The sequence below is a fragment of the Maritimimonas sp. 2304DJ26-3 genome, assembly GCF_056591635.1.
This window is the reverse complement of the sequence record NZ_JBWQOK010000002.1, coordinates 221,124-237,967: the sequence shown is the minus strand read 5'-3', so window position 1 is coordinate 237,967 and position 16,844 is coordinate 221,124. Positions and strand designations below refer to the sequence as shown.

Annotated in this window: 14 protein-coding genes and 1 other RNA gene; 9 read left to right on the top strand and 6 right to left on the bottom strand. The window is 33.0% G+C overall.

Annotation, left to right across the window (positions count from 1 at the left end; genetic code table 11):
• Window positions 1-53: 53 nt before the first annotated feature.
• Window positions 54-578, bottom strand: a complete 525-nt coding sequence (locus AC1EUV_RS05940; RefSeq protein WP_480197762.1) for a DUF7935 family protein — start codon at window positions 576-578, stop codon at window positions 54-56.
• A 181-nt stretch (window positions 579-759) separates the two neighbouring features.
• Between AC1EUV_RS05940 and AC1EUV_RS05935 the strand changes: the two genes are divergently transcribed.
• The 9 genes from AC1EUV_RS05935 to AC1EUV_RS05895 all read left to right on the top strand — a co-directional run bounded on the left by AC1EUV_RS05935 (window position 760) and on the right by AC1EUV_RS05895 (window position 9,945).
• Window positions 760-3,090 carry an ATP-dependent helicase gene (locus AC1EUV_RS05935; protein ID WP_480197761.1) on the top strand — a complete coding sequence of 777 codons (2,331 nt, stop codon included), beginning with the start codon at window positions 760-762 and terminating at the stop codon, window positions 3,088-3,090.
• Between the two features lie 57 nt (window positions 3,091-3,147).
• Complete coding sequence (locus tag AC1EUV_RS05930; RefSeq protein WP_480197760.1) at window positions 3,148-3,798, top strand: DUF4290 domain-containing protein; 651 nt, start codon at window positions 3,148-3,150, stop codon at window positions 3,796-3,798.
• Window positions 3,799-3,819: 21 nt separating this feature from the next.
• Window positions 3,820-5,130 carry a UDP-N-acetylglucosamine 1-carboxyvinyltransferase gene (gene murA, locus AC1EUV_RS05925; protein ID WP_480197759.1) on the top strand — a complete coding sequence of 437 codons (1,311 nt, stop codon included), beginning with the start codon at window positions 3,820-3,822 and terminating at the stop codon, window positions 5,128-5,130.
• A gap of 107 nt (window positions 5,131-5,237) precedes the next feature.
• The gene (locus AC1EUV_RS05920) at window positions 5,238-5,774 is read left to right on the top strand and encodes a nucleotide exchange factor GrpE (protein ID WP_480197758.1); all 537 of its coding nucleotides are present in this window, start codon (window positions 5,238-5,240) and stop codon (window positions 5,772-5,774) included.
• 8 nt (window positions 5,775-5,782) lie between these two features.
• Window positions 5,783-6,901, top strand: a complete 1,119-nt coding sequence (gene dnaJ, locus AC1EUV_RS05915; protein ID WP_480197757.1) for a molecular chaperone DnaJ — start codon at window positions 5,783-5,785, stop codon at window positions 6,899-6,901.
• A gap of 354 nt (window positions 6,902-7,255) precedes the next feature.
• An RNA gene (gene rnpB / locus AC1EUV_RS05910) (RNase P RNA component class A) lies at window positions 7,256-7,558 on the top strand.
• A gap of 50 nt (window positions 7,559-7,608) precedes the next feature.
• Entirely contained in the window at window positions 7,609-8,280 is a 672-nt protein-coding gene (locus tag AC1EUV_RS05905) for a Crp/Fnr family transcriptional regulator (RefSeq protein WP_480197756.1), read from the top strand.
• A 71-nt stretch (window positions 8,281-8,351) separates the two neighbouring features.
• Entirely contained in the window at window positions 8,352-9,251 is a 900-nt protein-coding gene (locus AC1EUV_RS05900) for an anti-sigma factor (RefSeq protein ID WP_480197755.1), read from the top strand.
• A 112-nt stretch (window positions 9,252-9,363) separates the two neighbouring features.
• Window positions 9,364-9,945: a TlpA family protein disulfide reductase gene (locus tag AC1EUV_RS05895; RefSeq protein WP_480197754.1), complete on the top strand. Its 582-nt coding sequence runs from the start codon at window positions 9,364-9,366 to the stop codon at window positions 9,943-9,945.
• On the opposite strand, the gene AC1EUV_RS05890 is transcribed toward AC1EUV_RS05895, so the two are convergent.
• The 5 genes from AC1EUV_RS05890 to AC1EUV_RS05870 all read right to left on the bottom strand — a co-directional run bounded on the left by AC1EUV_RS05890 (window position 9,946) and on the right by AC1EUV_RS05870 (window position 16,834).
• The gene (locus AC1EUV_RS05890) at window positions 9,946-11,124 is read right to left on the bottom strand and encodes an aspartate aminotransferase family protein (RefSeq protein ID WP_480197753.1); all 1,179 of its coding nucleotides are present in this window, start codon (window positions 11,122-11,124) and stop codon (window positions 9,946-9,948) included. It lies immediately after the preceding gene.
• A gap of 5 nt (window positions 11,125-11,129) precedes the next feature.
• Window positions 11,130-12,713 carry an OstA-like protein gene (locus AC1EUV_RS05885; RefSeq protein WP_480197752.1) on the bottom strand — a complete coding sequence of 528 codons (1,584 nt, stop codon included), beginning with the start codon at window positions 12,711-12,713 and terminating at the stop codon, window positions 11,130-11,132.
• 83 nt (window positions 12,714-12,796) lie between these two features.
• On the bottom strand, window positions 12,797-14,068 hold the full coding sequence (locus AC1EUV_RS05880) for an adenylosuccinate synthase (RefSeq protein WP_480197751.1): 1,272 nt from the start codon (window positions 14,066-14,068) through the stop codon (window positions 12,797-12,799).
• A 9-nt stretch (window positions 14,069-14,077) separates the two neighbouring features.
• Window positions 14,078-14,521 (bottom strand): Fur family transcriptional regulator, encoded by a 444-nt coding sequence (locus AC1EUV_RS05875; RefSeq protein ID WP_480198283.1) that lies wholly within the window; start codon window positions 14,519-14,521, stop codon window positions 14,078-14,080.
• Between the two features lie 96 nt (window positions 14,522-14,617).
• Window positions 14,618-16,834, bottom strand: coding sequence for a RelA/SpoT family protein (locus AC1EUV_RS05870; RefSeq protein ID WP_480197750.1), 2,217 nt, complete (start codon window positions 16,832-16,834; stop codon window positions 14,618-14,620).
• Window positions 16,835-16,844: the final 10 nt, after the last annotated feature.

Here is a 16,844-nt window from a genome sequence, read left to right as displayed (position 1 = left end):
AATAAAGAATTTACTACATCTTAATTATAATGACTCCATTTATAATTTGTTAATTAAAAAATTGTACTTACTTCTTTTTTTACATAATCTAAAGCAACTTTAGTTGGAGGTAAATCACTTTCGCCAGTACGTTTTATAATAGCGGTTTGCATAGTTTTAGCGTCTATCACTTCGCCTTCTAATAAAATAGTTCTAATAAAGTTTAAAGTGTTGTTTTTTGCAGTAGTAATTAGATCCCAACATTCATTAGTCATGTATACTTGTTGTGCTAAATTATGCTCATATTCTTTTTCTACAGCAGTCAATAACTTTTTAAAATATGCTGGTTTATCATTACTCGCTGGGCTAATTCGGGCAGCTAAACTGTTTGGTGTTATGCGTTCTAAAAATAACGCCATACGCTCATAAGCTTGCAATCTAGTAGGCAAAGCTACACCTTGCTTCTCTTTACGTAATTGATAAATTCTAGCATTTTTTTCATTGTTAACATGTAATCTAAAAAAGTATAAAGCCACCGCTCCTGTTACAATTGCTGGCAGGGTATAAGCAATCAATTGAGTAAAATTTTCTGTATCCATTTAAAGTTTTAATATTAGTTGAACCAAATTTAACAAAAACTAAATGAAACTTACTTTTATAGGCTTCAATTTCTTTATATTTTAACTAAATTTTTTCCTTAATAATTACTATATTTTGTCAATAACTTTAATTGTAATACTATAGTAACAATTGTACTTTTGAAATGCTAAAAATGTTTGCGTGACGGATTACCTCGAGAATTTAAACGAAGCCCAAAAACAAGCTGTATTACATAAACAAGGACCCATGATCATCATTGCTGGTGCTGGTTCAGGTAAAACACGTGTGCTTACATATCGCATTGCATATTTAATGAGTCAAGGTGTAGATGCCTTTAGCATTTTAGCATTGACATTTACCAATAAGGCTGCTCGCGAAATGAAGAATCGTATTGGGCAAATTGTTGGTGAAGGTGAAGCTAAGAACTTATGGATGGGCACTTTTCACTCTGTTTTTGCAAGAATTTTACGCTCTGAGGCAGAAAAGTTAGGGTATCCGTCTAATTTTACCATTTATGATACTCAAGATTCTGTAAGACTCTTAACTTCAATTATAAAGGAATTACAATTGGATAAAGATCGATACAAACCAAAACAAATATTAGGACGAATATCTCAATTTAAAAATAGCTTGATTACGGTTAAAGCATATCATAATTCACCAGAATTGCAAGAAGCTGATGTTATGGCAAGTCGCCCTAAAACTGGTGAAATTTATAATCAGTATGTCGAAAGATGTTTTAAGGCTGGTGCGATGGATTTTGATGATTTATTGTTGAGGACAAATGAATTGTTGACCCGTTTTCCAGAGGTATTAGCAAAATACCAAGATCGATTTAGATATATTTTGGTAGATGAGTATCAAGATACTAATCATTCGCAATATTTAATTGTTAGAGCTTTAGCAGATAGATTTCAGAATATTTGTGTAGTTGGTGATGATTCGCAGAGTATTTATGGCTTTCGTGGTGCTAATATTCAAAACATTTTGAATTTTCAAAAGGACTATGATGATGTAAGAATATTCAAACTAGAACAAAATTATAGGTCTACAAGTAATATAGTAGAAGCTGCTAATAGTGTTATTGAAAAGAATAAAACCAAACTAGATAAAGAAATTTGGACCTCAAACGATAGAGGTGAAAAGGTAAAAATTATGCGTACCCTTTCAGATGGTGAAGAAGGTCGGTTTGTCGCAGACTCCATTTTTGACAATAAGATCAATAATCAGCTAAAGAATGGCAATTTTGCTGTACTTTATAGAACTAATGCGCAATCTAGAGCAATTGAAGATGCCTTACGTAAAAAGGATATTGCTTATAGAATTTATGGAGGTTTGTCATTTTACCAACGTAAAGAAATTAAAGACGTGTTATCGTATCTACGTTTACTGGTTAACCCTAGTGACGAAGAGGCCTTAAAACGTGTAATAAATTACCCAGCAAGAGGAATAGGGCAAACTACAGTTGATAAATTAATAGTCGCTGCGAATCATTATAAAAGATCAATTTTTGAAATTTTAGAAAATCTTGATAAGATTGATTTAAAGATTAATTCAGGTACTAAAGCAAAATTGAATGATTTTGTAACCATGATCAAAAGTTTTCAAGTTGAAGCGGAAACCAAAAATGCTTTTGAAGTTGCAGATCATGTAATTAAAAAGACATATATCGTTAAAGATATTGAGAAAGAAGCAACGCCTGAAGCTGTTAACAGAGTAGAGAACGTACAAGAACTACTAAATGGTATTAAAGATTTTATAGAAGAGCAAAAAGAAAAGGAAGAAGATGCTTCTTTAGCATTCTTTTTAGAAGATGTTGCTTTGGCTACCGATTTTGATAATGATAAAAAGCATAATCAAGATGTAGTTTCTCTAATGACTATTCACTTAGCAAAAGGGTTAGAATTTCAATATGTTTACATTGTTGGTTTAGAAGAAAATTTATTTCCTTCCGCAATGAGCATGAATACTCGTAGCGAACTAGAAGAAGAGCGTCGTTTATTTTATGTGGCGTTAACTCGCGCAGAAAAACAAGCATATTTAAGTTACGCGCATTCACGGTATCGTTGGGGGAAACTAATAGACTGTGAACCAAGTCGTTTTTTAGAAGAAATAGACGATAAATTTTTAGAACATTTAACACCAAAATTGCCTAAGCAAATCAATCGTTTTGTAAACGAAGATATTTTTGGAAGCGTTCCACAGGATAAAATTCGTTTTAAAAAACCAATATCAAGAACGATAAATAAGCCTTCAAAAAAGGAGAAACATTCCCCGAAAGGTGTAAAAATTAATCCGCCTAAGAACTTAAAAAAAGTAAGTGCTATAACCACTAATCTATTCGATAGTAATATTACTGTTGGTAACATTGTTGAACATGCTAAATTTGGTAAAGGCGAAGTGATTAATTTAGAAGGAAAAGGATCTAATAAAAAAGCAGAAATAAAATTCGAATCTGTCGGTAATAAAAAGTTATTACTACAGTTCGCTAAACTTAAAATTTTGACATAAAAGACAATCGTTTTATAGAAATAATTGTTTATTTGTGTTATATAATAAATAAGTATAATGGAGTTTGATTTAGAATACAATTCAGAGAGAGAACATTTAATAATTCCCGAGTATGGGAGACACCTTCAGAAATTAGTAAACCACTGTATTGCTATAGAAGATAAAGAAAAACGCAATAAAATGGCCAATGCTATAGTAGATGTAATGGGTAATTTACAACCGCATCTACGAGATGTGCCAGATTTTCAACATAAATTATGGGATCAGCTTTTTATTATGTCTGATTTTAAATTGGAGGCAGATTCACCATATCCAAAGCCTTCTAAAGAAGAATTGACAGCCAAACCAGACGCTTTAAATTATCCTAGATCGGCTTCAAAATATCGTTTTTACGGAAATAATATTCAGATAATGATTGATACAGCATTGCAATGGGAAGATGGCGAAATGAAGGATGCATTGGTATTTACCATAGCTAATCACATGAAGAAATGCTACCTAAATTGGAATAAAGATACGGTAGAAGATAATGTTATTTTCGAGCACTTGTCTGAACTTTCTGATGGTAAATTACAGCTTACTTCCGATGCCGAGACATTATCAGAAAGTAAGAGTTTATTGCGTGCCAAATCACGTAATAACAATAATAAAAAGAACCAAAAAAATCAGAAAAATCAAAAGTCGAATAAAAACTGGAAACGACGTTAAATTATTATGATCAAATAACTTATGGGAACATTTAAAATTGAAGGAGGGCATCAATTAAAAGGAGAAATAACACCTCAAGGAGCAAAAAATGAAGCATTACAAATTTTATGTGCTGTTTTGTTAACTCCAGAAGAAGTGCATATTGATAATATACCAGATATTGTAGATGTAAATAAACTCATAAAGTTATTGAGTAATTTAGGGGTAAAGATTCAGAAGAACGGTAAAGGTTCATATACATTTAAAGCTGATGATGTTAACTTAAAATACTTAGAGTCAACAGAATTTAAAGAAGAAGGTAAAGGTTTACGCGGTTCTATCATGATTGTCGGCCCCTTACTAGGGCGTTTTGGTAAAGGATATATACCAAAACCTGGAGGTGATAAAATTGGTCGCCGTCGTTTAGATACTCACTTTGAAGGTTTTATCAATCTTGGAGCGAAGTTTCGCTATAATAAAGAAGACTATTTCTATGGAGTAGAAGCAAAGAAGCTAAAAGGAGCTTATATGCTATTAGATGAAGCTTCTGTTACTGGTACAGCTAACATAGTAATGGCTGCAGTTCTTGCTGAAGGAAAAACTACTATTTATAACGCGGCTTGCGAACCTTATTTACAGCAATTATGCAAAATGCTAAATAGAATGGGAGCTAAGATTTCTGGTGTAGGTTCAAATATGCTAGAAATTGAAGGTGTTGATTCTTTGGGAGGTACAGACCATAGAATGCTACCAGATATGATTGAAATTGGTAGTTGGATAGGTTTAGCTGCTATGACCAAAAGTGAATTAACAATAAAAAATGTTAGCTGGAATGATCTTGGACAAATCCCCGATGTATTTAGAAAATTGGGAATAACTTTAGAACGTAAAGGAGACGATATTTATGTGCCTGAACATAAAAAAGGCTATGAAATACAAAGTTATATTGATGGCTCCATCCTTACTATTGCCGATGCTCCATGGCCAGGGTTTACTCCAGATTTACTTAGTATAGTATTAGTTGTTGCGACTCAAGCTAGAGGTAGTGTTTTGATTCATCAAAAAATGTTTGAAAGCCGTTTGTTCTTTGTTGATAAATTGATTGATATGGGCGCAAAAATTATTTTGTGCGATCCGCATAGAGCTACAGTAATCGGGCATGATTTTAAATCAGATCTAAAAGCTACAACAATGACTTCACCTGATATTAGAGCTGGTATTTCATTATTAATTGCAGCCTTATCTGCAAGTGGTACTTCTACCATCCACAATATCAACCAGATAGATAGAGGTTATGAGAATATTGATGGACGGTTGAAAGCTATTGGAGCTAAGATTACAAGAGTAAATTAATTTGCTAAAAACTTACCGTTAATAACTATAATGTCAATTTGGCACAATGTCAATATTGGCAGTACTTTTGCACATTAAATTAAGATTAAAATTATCGACTGAAAATCATGAGTAAAAAAGAGAATATAAAAGAAGAGGAACAAGTAGTTGAAGAAACACAAGCAAAAGAAGAAGAAGAAGTTCTTGAAGCTGAAAAAGAACCTACTACAGAAGAATTACTCCAGCAAGAAAAAGATAAATATTTACGTTTATTTGCTGAATTCGAAAATTATAAAAAGCGTACTAGTAAAGAACGAATAGAGTTATTCAAGACGGCTGGTCAAGACGTTATGACAGCTATATTACCTGTATTGGATGATTTTGAGCGTGCTTTAACTCATATTGAAGATGATAAAGAAGCAGAAGAGTTACGAAAAGGAGTATTACTGATTTATCAAAAGTTGGTTACAGCTTTAGAACAAAAAGGATTATCAAAAATTGAAGTGAAGAAGGGTGATGTATTTGATTCTGAAGTTCACGAAGCAGTAACACAAATCCCAGCTCCTTCAAAAAAACTAAAAGGTAAAGTGATTGATACAGTTGAACAAGGTTATAAATTAGGGGAAAAAATTATTCGTTTCCCTAAAGTTGTAATTGGGCAATAAGTAAGATAATGGCTAAACAAGATTATTACGAAATATTAGGCGTTAGCAAAAATGCAACGACTGCTGAGATAAAAAAAGCATATCGCAAGATGGCTATTAAATATCATCCAGATAAAAATCCAGATGATAAAACCGCTGAAGAGAAATTTAAACAAGCAGCCGAGGCTTATGAAGTGTTGAGTAATGCTGATAAAAAAGCACGCTATGATCAGTTTGGTCATGCAGCTTTTGAAGGTGGAGCTGGTGGTTTCGGTGGAGGCGGAATGAATATGGAAGACATATTTAGTCAGTTTGGAGATATCTTTGGTGGAGCTTTCGGAGGTGCATTCGGTGGTGGTTTTGGCGGAGGTGGTAGAGGTCGAGTTAAAGGCAGTAACCTTAGAATTCGAGTAAAACTTACTTTAAAAGAAATCCTTAATGGAGTAGAGAAGAAGGTAAAAGTAAAGCGTAAAGTGCAAGCTGAAGGCGTAACTTATAAAACATGTTCAACTTGTAATGGTCAAGGCCAAGTTATGCAAGTTACCAATACTATATTGGGCAGAATGCAGACCGCAAGTACTTGCCCAACTTGTCAAGGTGCTGGTGAGTCTATAGATAAAAGACCGGCCGGCGCAGATGCCCATGGCTTAGTAGCTAAAGAAGAAAATGTTTCTATAAAAATACCACCTGGGGTTACAGATGGAGTACAATTAAAAGTTGCCGGAAAAGGTAATGATGCACCTGGTAATGGTATAGCAGGTGATCTATTGGTAGTAATTCAGGAAGAGGAACATCCTAACTTAAAAAGAGAAGGGAATAATTTACATCATGATATGTATGTAAGTTTTTCTGAGGCTGTTTTAGGTGGCGCAAAAGAAATTGACACTTTAACAGGAAAAGTTAGAGTTAAAATTGATAATGGTGTACAATCTGGAAAAATATTACGCTTGCGTGGAAAAGGGTTGCCAAGTTTAGACGGATATGGAAAAGGAGATTTACTGGTTCATGTAAATGTTTGGACACCTAAGGAGCTAACAAAAGAGCAAAGACAATTCTTTGAGAACATGAAAGATGATGAAAATTTTAAACCAGAACCAACGACTGGCGACAGATCATTTTTTGAGAAAGTAAAGGATATGTTTTCATAACTAAAAGTTAAAATTTTAAAAAAGAAAGACATTTATTGCGAAAATCATTTTTTGTTTAGTGATTTTTTATATATTTGTCCAGTTGAGCGTAAAGCTCAACAACTTTTTCTTTTTCATAGCAATTTTCCCACTCTATTAGAGTGGGTTTTTTTATGCTTAAAAAATTACTGAAAATAGCCTTTTAAAAAATTAAAAAATATTTAATGTTTTTATACAATATTGATTGTGGTAAATCGTTATGGTCTTGTATTACTGTTTTAATAGTACGGTAATATTTCTTTTTCATAGCAATTTTCCCGCTCCCTTTTAGAGAGCGGGATTTTTTTTACTCATTTTTAAGCGTACTTTTGCAGTTAAGTAGACCACCTTATCGCATCATTTAATGATGAGGAAAGTCCGGACACCGCAGAGTATCATAGCGGATAACATCCGTCCAGCGTAAGCTGAGGACTAGTGCAACAGAAAGCAAGTACAGTTCGGCTGTAGTGAAATCAGGTAAACTCTATGAGGTGCAATGTTACATATATTGAAGTTTGAGAACTACTCGTTCGATTTCAAGGGGTAAGCAGCTAAAGTTATATAGTAATATATAATGTAGATAAATGATAAGGAGCCGTTCCAACGGTTACAGAATCCGGCTTATGGTCTACTTTTTTTGTAAGAACTTCATTTACTTTTCGACCATTAATTAAAACCAATATCAAAAGATGAATAATTTCTGGTATTTTGAAGATGTTAATCTGTTCAAAATTTTGTGCCCACATAAATATCCTGCTTATAAAAAAGCGCACGATCTAAGCATCTATAAAAAAAGTGATTATATCTACTTTGAAGAAGATTCTGCTAACAAAATCTATTTGATAGATAAGGGGAAAGTGAAAATTGGCTATTATACAGAGGATGGTGAAGAAGTGATTAAAGCTATTTTATCACGAGGAGAAATTTTTGGTGAAAAGGCAATTTTAGGCATTGATAAGCGGAATGAATTTGCACAATCTATAGATAACAAAACAGCAATTTGCCCAGTTGGTAGAGATACAATGTATAATTTAATGCGTGATAATGTATCAGTAAGCTTTAAAATTTATAAGTTTATAGGTTTACGCATTAAAAGATTAGAACGCAGATTAGAATTACTACTTTTTAAAGATACTAAAACACGATTATTAGAATTTTTGAATGAAATGTTTGAAGATTATGGATATGATTGTGAAAAAACTGGTGATCAAGTAATTTGCCACCCGTATACGCAAAAAGATATTGCTTCATTAATAGGTACTTCAAGGCCCACTTTAAATATTCTTCTAAATGAATTAAAAGAAGAGAAAATCATTAATTTCAATAGAAAAGAAATCAGAATTTTAAAAAAAGTTGCTTAATGTAAGCTAGCTAACATTTTATAATATTTTATCAGTTTAAATTTGATTAATTAATATTAAAATTGATAAATATGTTAAAAAGGGTTTTTGTAATAGCTTTTGTGGCTATTAGTTTAGTTTTCAGTTCATGCTCATCTGATGATGATGGACCGGTTAACGCAAATCTTACGTTAAATATTAGCGGTTTAGAAGATTTAGGTGCAGATTTTGTTTATGAAGGATGGATTATTGTAAATGGAGCCCCAGTTAGTACAGGCACATTTACGAGTACTGCAACAGGACAAGCATTTTCTGTAGATGCAACTCAATTGGCAGCAGCCACTAGATTTGTCTTAACTATTGAGCCTGCTGGTGAAACTGGAGTAGAAGCTGCAACTCCAGCAGATACTAAATTACTTGTTGGTGATTTTAGTGGTACAACTGCAAATGTATCAATTGGTACAGTCGCTGATTTTAACTCCATTACGCCATCTGGTCAATTCTTTTTGAGAGCACCTACAGATGAAGCAGCTGGTACAGGCAATAATGGAAATGATGAAAGTGGTATTTGGTTTGGTATACCAGGGATGCCACCAACACCATCGTTAGTCTTACCTACTTTAGAGGCAGGTTGGAAATATGAAGGTTGGGTTGTTGTAGACGGAACTGGCCCATTATCCACAGGTACATTCACTGCTTTTGATATGGCAGATGATAATGCAGGTGATCCAAATTCATTTAATGGTACAGAGAATGCAGGTCCTCCAATTCCTGGAGAAGATTTCTTTAATAATGCTCCAGCAGGTTTCACATTCCCTTTAGATATTAGAGGTAGAACTGTGGTAATATCTATTGAACCATCACCAGATAATTCTCCAACTCCATTTTTATTAAAACCATTATCAGGTATAGCAGGTAATGATACAGCTCCAGCAACTTATGATTTGAGTTTTAGTAATGGTTCATTTCCAACAGGAAGTGTAACTAGATAGTTTTTATTTTATAATAATTGGGGTAAAATGTGATATCGAAAGGTATCACATTTTTTATATTAGATTTGTAAGGAATTATTATAACATATACTAAACTAGAAATATTATAGTTATGACTAAAAAGCGAAGAAGCCTTCTTCTAAATATTTTATTCTTTGCCTTTCTTTTTTTTCTTTTTACACCATACAGTTTAGGTGTTAGAGCAAAACTAACTCAAGGATTAACTTATTTAAAAAGTTTTGTTAGTTCACCTGAAGTTAATGAAGTTAGTAATCGTAAAACGTTAGATACTTATAATGTCGCTTTAAGCGGAATCAATAATGCTACTAATACTAATTTAGATAATTTAAAAGGAAAAGTAGTTTTGATAAATCATTGGGCAACCTGGTGCCCTCCGTGCAGAGCGGAAATGCCATCTTTTGATAAGCTATATAAAGATTATAGTAATAAAGTAACTTTTCTTTTTTTAACTACAGATACAAAAAGAGTTGTAGAAAAGTATTATAAGGTTAATAACTTTGATTTCCCTACATACAATTTACAATCGCAAATACCAGAACAGATCAATACTAGAAGTATTCCTGCTACATTTATATTAGATAAAAATGGTAATGTGGCTTTAGAAGAGTTTGGTCCAGCAGATTGGAATACTAATAAAGTAAGAGAAACCTTAGATGGTTTGTTAGCTGAATAATCAATTTACTTCTTCAATAACGCCTAGAAGAATTTTACATCCATCTTCAATTTCTTTATTACTGATTGTAAGCGGTGGTGTAATGCGCACAGCTTTTTCTTCATACAATAGCCAAAAAAGAAGCAATCCTTTTTCGAGCGATCTTAGAATGACTTTTGATGCTACTTCAGAAGACTCAAACAATATTGCTAGCATTAATCCTTTTCCGCGAATTTCTTTAATGGCGGAATGTTTCAATAGTGATTTAAATAACTGCTCTTTTTGCAAAGTCTCAACAATTAAATTATTTGACTGTAATTCTTTAACTGTAGCCAAAGCAGAAGAAGCAATTACTGGATGCCCTCCAAAAGTAGTTATATGACCTAATTTTGGGTTATGACTTAAGCTTTTCATTATTTTAGTAGAAGCTATAAAAGCACCAATTGGCATACCACCTCCTAATCCTTTACCCGCAATAATAATATCTGGTATAACATTGTAATTTTCAAACCCCCAAAAAGTTCCTGTTCTGCCCACGCCAGATTGAATTTCATCTAAAATCAATAAGGCACCTACTTCATTACAACGTTCTTTTACCTTTACTAAATAATTTTCTGCAGGCTCTATAAATCCTGCTCCACCTTGAATAGTTTCAAGAATCACTGCAGCTGTTTTGTACGTAATACTTTCCAAGTCATTGAAATTATTAAACTCAATAAATTTTATACCTGGAATTAAAGGGCGAAAAGCTCGGCTCTGTTCTTCTGTACCACATACACTCATAGCTCCTTGAGTATTGCCGTGATAGGCATTTTTTGCAGCTATAATTTCTGAGCGGTCAGTATATTTTTTAGCAAGTTTCAACGCACCTTCGGTTGCTTCTGTACCAGAGTTAGTTAAGTAAACACTATCTAAATTAATAGGCAGGGTATTAACTAAGGCTTTACATAATTCAACTTGTGATTCTTGTATAAACTCACCATATACCATTACATGAGTGTGCTTTTCTAACTGATTTATAATGACTTTTTTAATTTTAGGATGATTATGCCCTAAACTATTAGCAGAAACACCAGCAATAAAATCCAAGTATCTCTTTCCGGTAGTATCATATATATAACTACCATTTGCATGAGAGATTTCTAGAGCTAAGGGGTGTTCTGAAGTTTGTGCTTGATATTTAAAGAAATCAGATTTCATTCGATCTAATTTTCTTCTACTTTAGAATTTTTTTCAATAGCTCTTTTTTTGATTTTCTCATCAGTATTATCTGTAGATATGATGTTAAAATCATCTTTAGTAAAGATGTCATCTTTGGTTAAAGGGCGTTCACTTTCTCGCCAGACAAAGCCTTTCAACTTTCTCACATTATCAGGCAATTGAGATGGAGGATAGGTAGCACCATCTGGTTTTGTTAAAAATCGTGCTTCTTGAATTTGACTGTCTTTAAATAGAAATTTCATAGAACTACAAGTAGTCTTATCTATTCCTATAAGACCATTGGTGCTTTCATCTCGCGCGTAATAAATCATTTCACCATTTCCAACAATATTCACATCATGTAAATCATTGTCTATAAATTTCCCTAACAGAATTCTTCCTTTAATTTGATTGTATCCGGCAGAATCTTTTTGAACTATAAATGCGTTACGCCAAACTTTTAAACTATCTAATTGTTCGGTTTTGGTATTAGAAAGTAATTGGATGGTGTCTCCAGTAATCTGATTATTTTCTGACCATAAAACAGGATTTCTAAATAACTTTGTTAATCCAGTAGACTGATTAGCATGTATGGAATCACACTTTCCGCTAAGGTTACTCTTAAAGAATTTTACTCTCTTGAAGGCTCTAATAATTCTATTTTCTGGTTTACCGGTTGCTAATAAGGTATCACCATGTACATACATAGAATCTTTATCAACCTCCATGATAGCAACTGCGCGGTCGACTACATAAGCAGAGTCTAATTGCTGAAAAAATTCTGCATAACCACCTTTAATGATGGAATTATTGACAGTATCTTTTAATTGAATGTTTTTAGTCGCAGAGGCATAACCTTTATTCCTATCGTAATATAAACTGTCCGCTGTTATTTCACGGTTTTGGTGAATAATACGTGAATTCTTGGTGAAATACGACACATTTTCTTTAGTGTCATAAAATCCATTCTCAGTATAGATAAAATTCTCTTCACCCGTTATTGTCGAAGGTCCAAACAAATACGTTTTACCATTACTTGTAAAATAATCTAAATGATTTGATTTCAATACGTAGTCAGGGTTGGTCAGTACAACATCCGATTGTGCTTGAAATTTTGAAGTTTTTAAATAGTAATTACCAGTTTTACTTTCTAATACATTTACTGTATCTCTAATAGTAGCTCCGCTTCTATAATAAAGCAATTGTTTTAGTCTATCAAAGCGTAAGGTATCAGTAGTCAGCGTCATTAATGGATCTTTTAAAACCACGTCACCCCAAGACAATGCTTTTTTCGTATTACCATTGTATTGTACATAGCGACTTGTTTGAGTGATGGTATCACCCTGATTTAAGACTACATCTCCAAAGGCTTTTAAAATGTTATCTTTTTTATAATGGATTGCTTTTTTACTACGTAATGATATTCCTTCATGCTCTACATAGACATTGCCTAAAAGAATAGTGGCACCAGGATACTTCTCTTCATCTATAGTAGAATTATCTGCATGTACTATATGTATGCGTTTCTGCTGCGCAAAAACTGAAATAGAAATGATTATAAAAAAGATGCTAAACAGTAGTTTTTTCAAGCTAATTATAATTTGCTACAAAACTAAGGAAAAAGCAGCGAGTCAATTACAACTTTCATGTTTTTAAGAATAGTTTAGTAGTTCTATCTTAAAATAGTCTGCTTTCTATCAGGACCAACAGAAACAATTTTGATAGGAACTTCTAGTTCTTTTTCTATAAAATCTATATATGTATTTAGGTTTGGTGGTAATTCATCGGCAGATGTCATTTTAGTGAGATCAGCTTGCCAACCTTTTAATTCTGTATAGTTTACCGATACATTTTCCGGCTCAATATTGTATGGCAAATGTGTAATTTCTTTCCCTTTATAGTTATACGAAGTACACACTTTTAAAGTATCGAAACCAGATAATACATCGCCTTTCATCATCATAAGTTGTGTTACACCATTAACTTCTACAGCATATTTTAATGCAACTAGATCTAACCAACCACAGCGCCTTGGACGACCAGTTGTAGCTCCAAATTCATGACCAACACGACCCATGGTCTCACCATCTTTATCAAATAGTTCAGTAGGGAAAGGTCCAGAACCTACACGCGTGGTATACGCTTTAAAAATACCAAAAACCTCACCAATTCTATTTGGCGCAACACCTAAACCAGTACAGGCTCCAGCTGCTGTTGTATTTGATGATGTTACAAATGGGTATGTTCCGAAATCAATATCTAATAATGACCCTTGTGCACCCTCCGCTAAAATTGTTTTGCCGCTTTTCATTGCTTGACTTAGATACTCTTCACTATCAATAAATGTCAGTTCTTTTAACGTATCTACAGCTTTACAGAATTCTGTTTCAAGTTCCTCTAAATCATATTGAATATCAACCTCAAAGAAATCGAGCATTTTAATATGCTTCGCAGTAAGTGCTTTGTATTTATCTTTCCAATTATCTAATTCTAAATCACCAACACGCATTCCGTTACGTCCGGTTTTATCCATATAAGTTGGACCAATCCCTTTTAAAGTAGAGCCAATCTTGGCTTTTCCTTTAGAAGTTTCTGATGCTGCATCTAATAAACGATGCGTAGGTAGAATTAAATGTGCTTTTCTGGAGATTAATAATTTCGATTTGTAATCAATATTATGAATAGATAAATTATCTAATTCTTTTTTGAAAATTACAGGATCTATAACAACGCCATTCCCAACAAGATTCATAGCACTTTCGTGGAAAATACCAGATGGAATTGTATGTAATACATGCTTATTTCCATCAAAAATCAGCGTATGCCCTGCATTTGGACCACCCTGAAAACGTGCAATAATATCATAGTTCTTAGTTAGAACGTCTACAATTTTCCCTTTTCCTTCATCACCCCATTGTAGTCCTAATAGTAAATCTACCGTCATGTAAATAGTTTATTTTTTTTGGTTTTTAGAGCCATAGAAATAGAGTGAATGTTTATCGATAGTAACATCGAAAACTTCTTCTATGGTTTTTTTAATAATCTGAATTCTAGGATCACAAAATTCAATGACCTCACCTGTGTCTTCTAGAATTAAATGATCGTGCTGTTTATCAAAATATGATTTTTCGTAATGCGATTGATTTTGTCCAAATTGATGACGTCTTACCAAACCACATTCCAACAATAATTCAATGGTGTTATAAAGTGTAGCACGACTCACACGATAATTCTTATTCTTCATATAGATATATAAAGATTCTATATCGAAATGATCACTATGATCATAAATCTCTTGAAGAATAGCATAGCGCTCTGGCGTTTTTCTATGGCTATTCTTTTCTAAGAATTTTGTGAAAACATTTTTTACAATTTCTTGATTTTTATTGTTTTCTATTTGCTTTGTTGTGCTCATAATTACCAAACAAATTTACACTTTAATTGAAAAATTAATGAGATGAAATAGTAAAAAGATTAACAACTTGTAAACAAGTTAGTTTAGGCGTTGAATTTTATCAATACCGTCAATTTTTTTAAGCTGATTTGTAAGCTTTTTAAGCTGAGAATTGTTTTTTATACTTATGGCAATTTTACCCTCAAAAACACCGTCATTACCAGCAATATTAATACTATGTATGTTTACATGCATACTGTTTGAAATAACCCTGGTTACTTCATTTACCAATCCCATATTGTCTAAACCAGTAATCTTAAGTGTTACTTTATATTCTTGTTGTGAAGAATCTATCCACTTTGCAGGCATAACTCTATACGCAAACTGAGATTGCAAACTGATCGCATTTGGGCAATTTTGTTTGTGCACTTTTATACCATCATTAACTGTAACAAACCCAAATACTTTATCACCAGGAATGGGGTTACAACAATTAGCTAATTTGTAATCTAGTTTGTCTTCATCCTTACCAAAAACCAAAAGATCATAATTATTAGTAACCTCTTGAAAGGAAGTATCTATCTCATTTGGTGTTTGTCTGCGTAATTTACTTTTAAAGAAACTGTAAAGAGCATTACTACGTTGTGCTACATAATCCTTTAGTTGCTGGTTTTCAATAGAACCATTGCCAATGCGATAAAATAAATCAAGACTTGTTTTAAGCTTAAAAAAATTAACTAATTCATTAACTGTCTTTTCATTTAATTGAATTTTTAAATGACGTAGTTTTCGTTCTAAAATCTCTTTTCCTTCTGCAGCAATTTGTTTTTGCTCATCTTTTAAGGCGGACTTTATCTTAGATTTAGCTCTTGCAGTTTTGGCAATATCTAACCAGCTTAACTTTGGTTTTTGTGATTTTGAAGTAATTACATCCACTTGATCACCACTTTTTAGTTCATAGCTAAGAGGAACTAATTTACCGTTTACACGGGCACCACGACAACGCATGCCAACTTCTGTATGAATTGCGAACGCAAAATCAATTGGTGTAGCACCTTTTGGTAATGATTTTATATCCCCTTTAGGCGTAAAAACATAAATTTCTTTGGCATATAAATTCAATTTGAATTGTTCAACAAAGTCAACAGCATTTACATCAGGGTTTTCAAGTGTTTCTTTTAATCTATTTAACCAAACTTCTAAACCAGATTCTTTTTCATTAGCATGCTTATATCTAAAATGAGCAGCATAACCTTTTTCAGCAATCTCATCCATACGCTCAGAACGGATTTGTACTTCTACCCAGCGTCCTTTAGCTCCCATTACCGTAATATGGAGAGATTCATAGCCAGTAGACTTGGGTTGAGAAATCCAATCACGTAATCTATTAGGATTTGGCCTAAAATGATCGGTTACTATGGAATATATTTTCCAAGCATCGAATTTTTCTCTTTCTTCTGTAGATTTGTATATAATACGGATGGCAAATTTGTCATAAACTTCATCGAAAGATACATTCTGAATTTGCATCTTTTTTCGGATTGAAAAAATAGATTTTGGTCTACCTTTTATGGAGTACTCTAATTTTTCCTTATCTAGAGATGACTTTATAATACTGGCAAATGATTCTATATACTTATTTTGCTCTTCTTTGCTTTCTTGAATTTTTGTTTGAATATCATTATATACTTCGGGTTCAGTATATTTTAGCCCTAAGTCTTCTAGGTCTGTTTTAATATTATAAAGCCCTAAACGATGTGCTAATGGAGCATAGATATATAAGGTCTCGGAAGAAATCTTTATTTGCTTAGGCTGTGGCATGGCGTCCATGGTTTGCATATTGTGCAATCTATCAGCAATTTTTATCAAGATAACACGCACATCATCATTTAGCGTAAGCAACATTTTTCTAAAATTCTCTGCTTGAACTGATATATTTTGTTCTTTACTTAAATGAGAAATTTTCGTTAACCCGTTAACGATTCTTGCTATGGTTTCGCCAAATAGTTGCTCAATATCTTCAAAAGTATAATCTTCAGAATCTTCTACCACGTCATGTAAGAGGGCGGAAGCAATGGACGTAGCACCTAAACCAATTTCATTGGCAACTAATTTAGCTACAGCAATTGGGTGGTAAATATATGGCTCACCTGTTTTTCTTCGCTGATCTTTATGGGCATCAGCGGCAATATCAAAAGCTTTGCGAATCAATTTCTTGTCTTTTGGAGACAAGGTTTGATACGTTTCGCTAAGCATATCTTTATAGCGCTTGGCGATCTCTTTTTTCTCTTCTTCTAATGTTGCTACATATGCCATAGATTAAAAG

Bases quoted from the DNA above. Each gene is read 5' to 3' on its own strand.
- dnaJ (WP_480197757.1), top strand. From the start codon at position 5,783: ATGGCTAAACAAGATTATTACGAAATATTAGGCGTTAGCAAAAATGCA.
- AC1EUV_RS05870 (WP_480197750.1), bottom strand. From the start codon at position 16,834: ATGGCATATGTAGCAACATTAGAAGAAGAGAAAAAAGAGATCGCCAAG.
- AC1EUV_RS05940 (WP_480197762.1), bottom strand. From the start codon at position 578: ATGGATACAGAAAATTTTACTCAATTGATTGCTTATACCCTGCCAGCA.
- AC1EUV_RS05895 (WP_480197754.1), top strand. From the start codon at position 9,364: ATGACTAAAAAGCGAAGAAGCCTTCTTCTAAATATTTTATTCTTTGCC.
- AC1EUV_RS05920 (WP_480197758.1), top strand. From the start codon at position 5,238: ATGAGTAAAAAAGAGAATATAAAAGAAGAGGAACAAGTAGTTGAAGAA.
- AC1EUV_RS05930 (WP_480197760.1), top strand. From the start codon at position 3,148: ATGGAGTTTGATTTAGAATACAATTCAGAGAGAGAACATTTAATAATT.
- murA (WP_480197759.1), top strand. From the start codon at position 3,820: ATGGGAACATTTAAAATTGAAGGAGGGCATCAATTAAAAGGAGAAATA.
- AC1EUV_RS05890 (WP_480197753.1), bottom strand. From the start codon at position 11,124: ATGAAATCTGATTTCTTTAAATATCAAGCACAAACTTCAGAACACCCC.
- AC1EUV_RS05900 (WP_480197755.1), top strand. From the start codon at position 8,352: ATGTTAAAAAGGGTTTTTGTAATAGCTTTTGTGGCTATTAGTTTAGTT.
- AC1EUV_RS05880 (WP_480197751.1), bottom strand. From the start codon at position 14,068: ATGACGGTAGATTTACTATTAGGACTACAATGGGGTGATGAAGGAAAA.
- AC1EUV_RS05905 (WP_480197756.1), top strand. From the start codon at position 7,609: ATGAATAATTTCTGGTATTTTGAAGATGTTAATCTGTTCAAAATTTTG.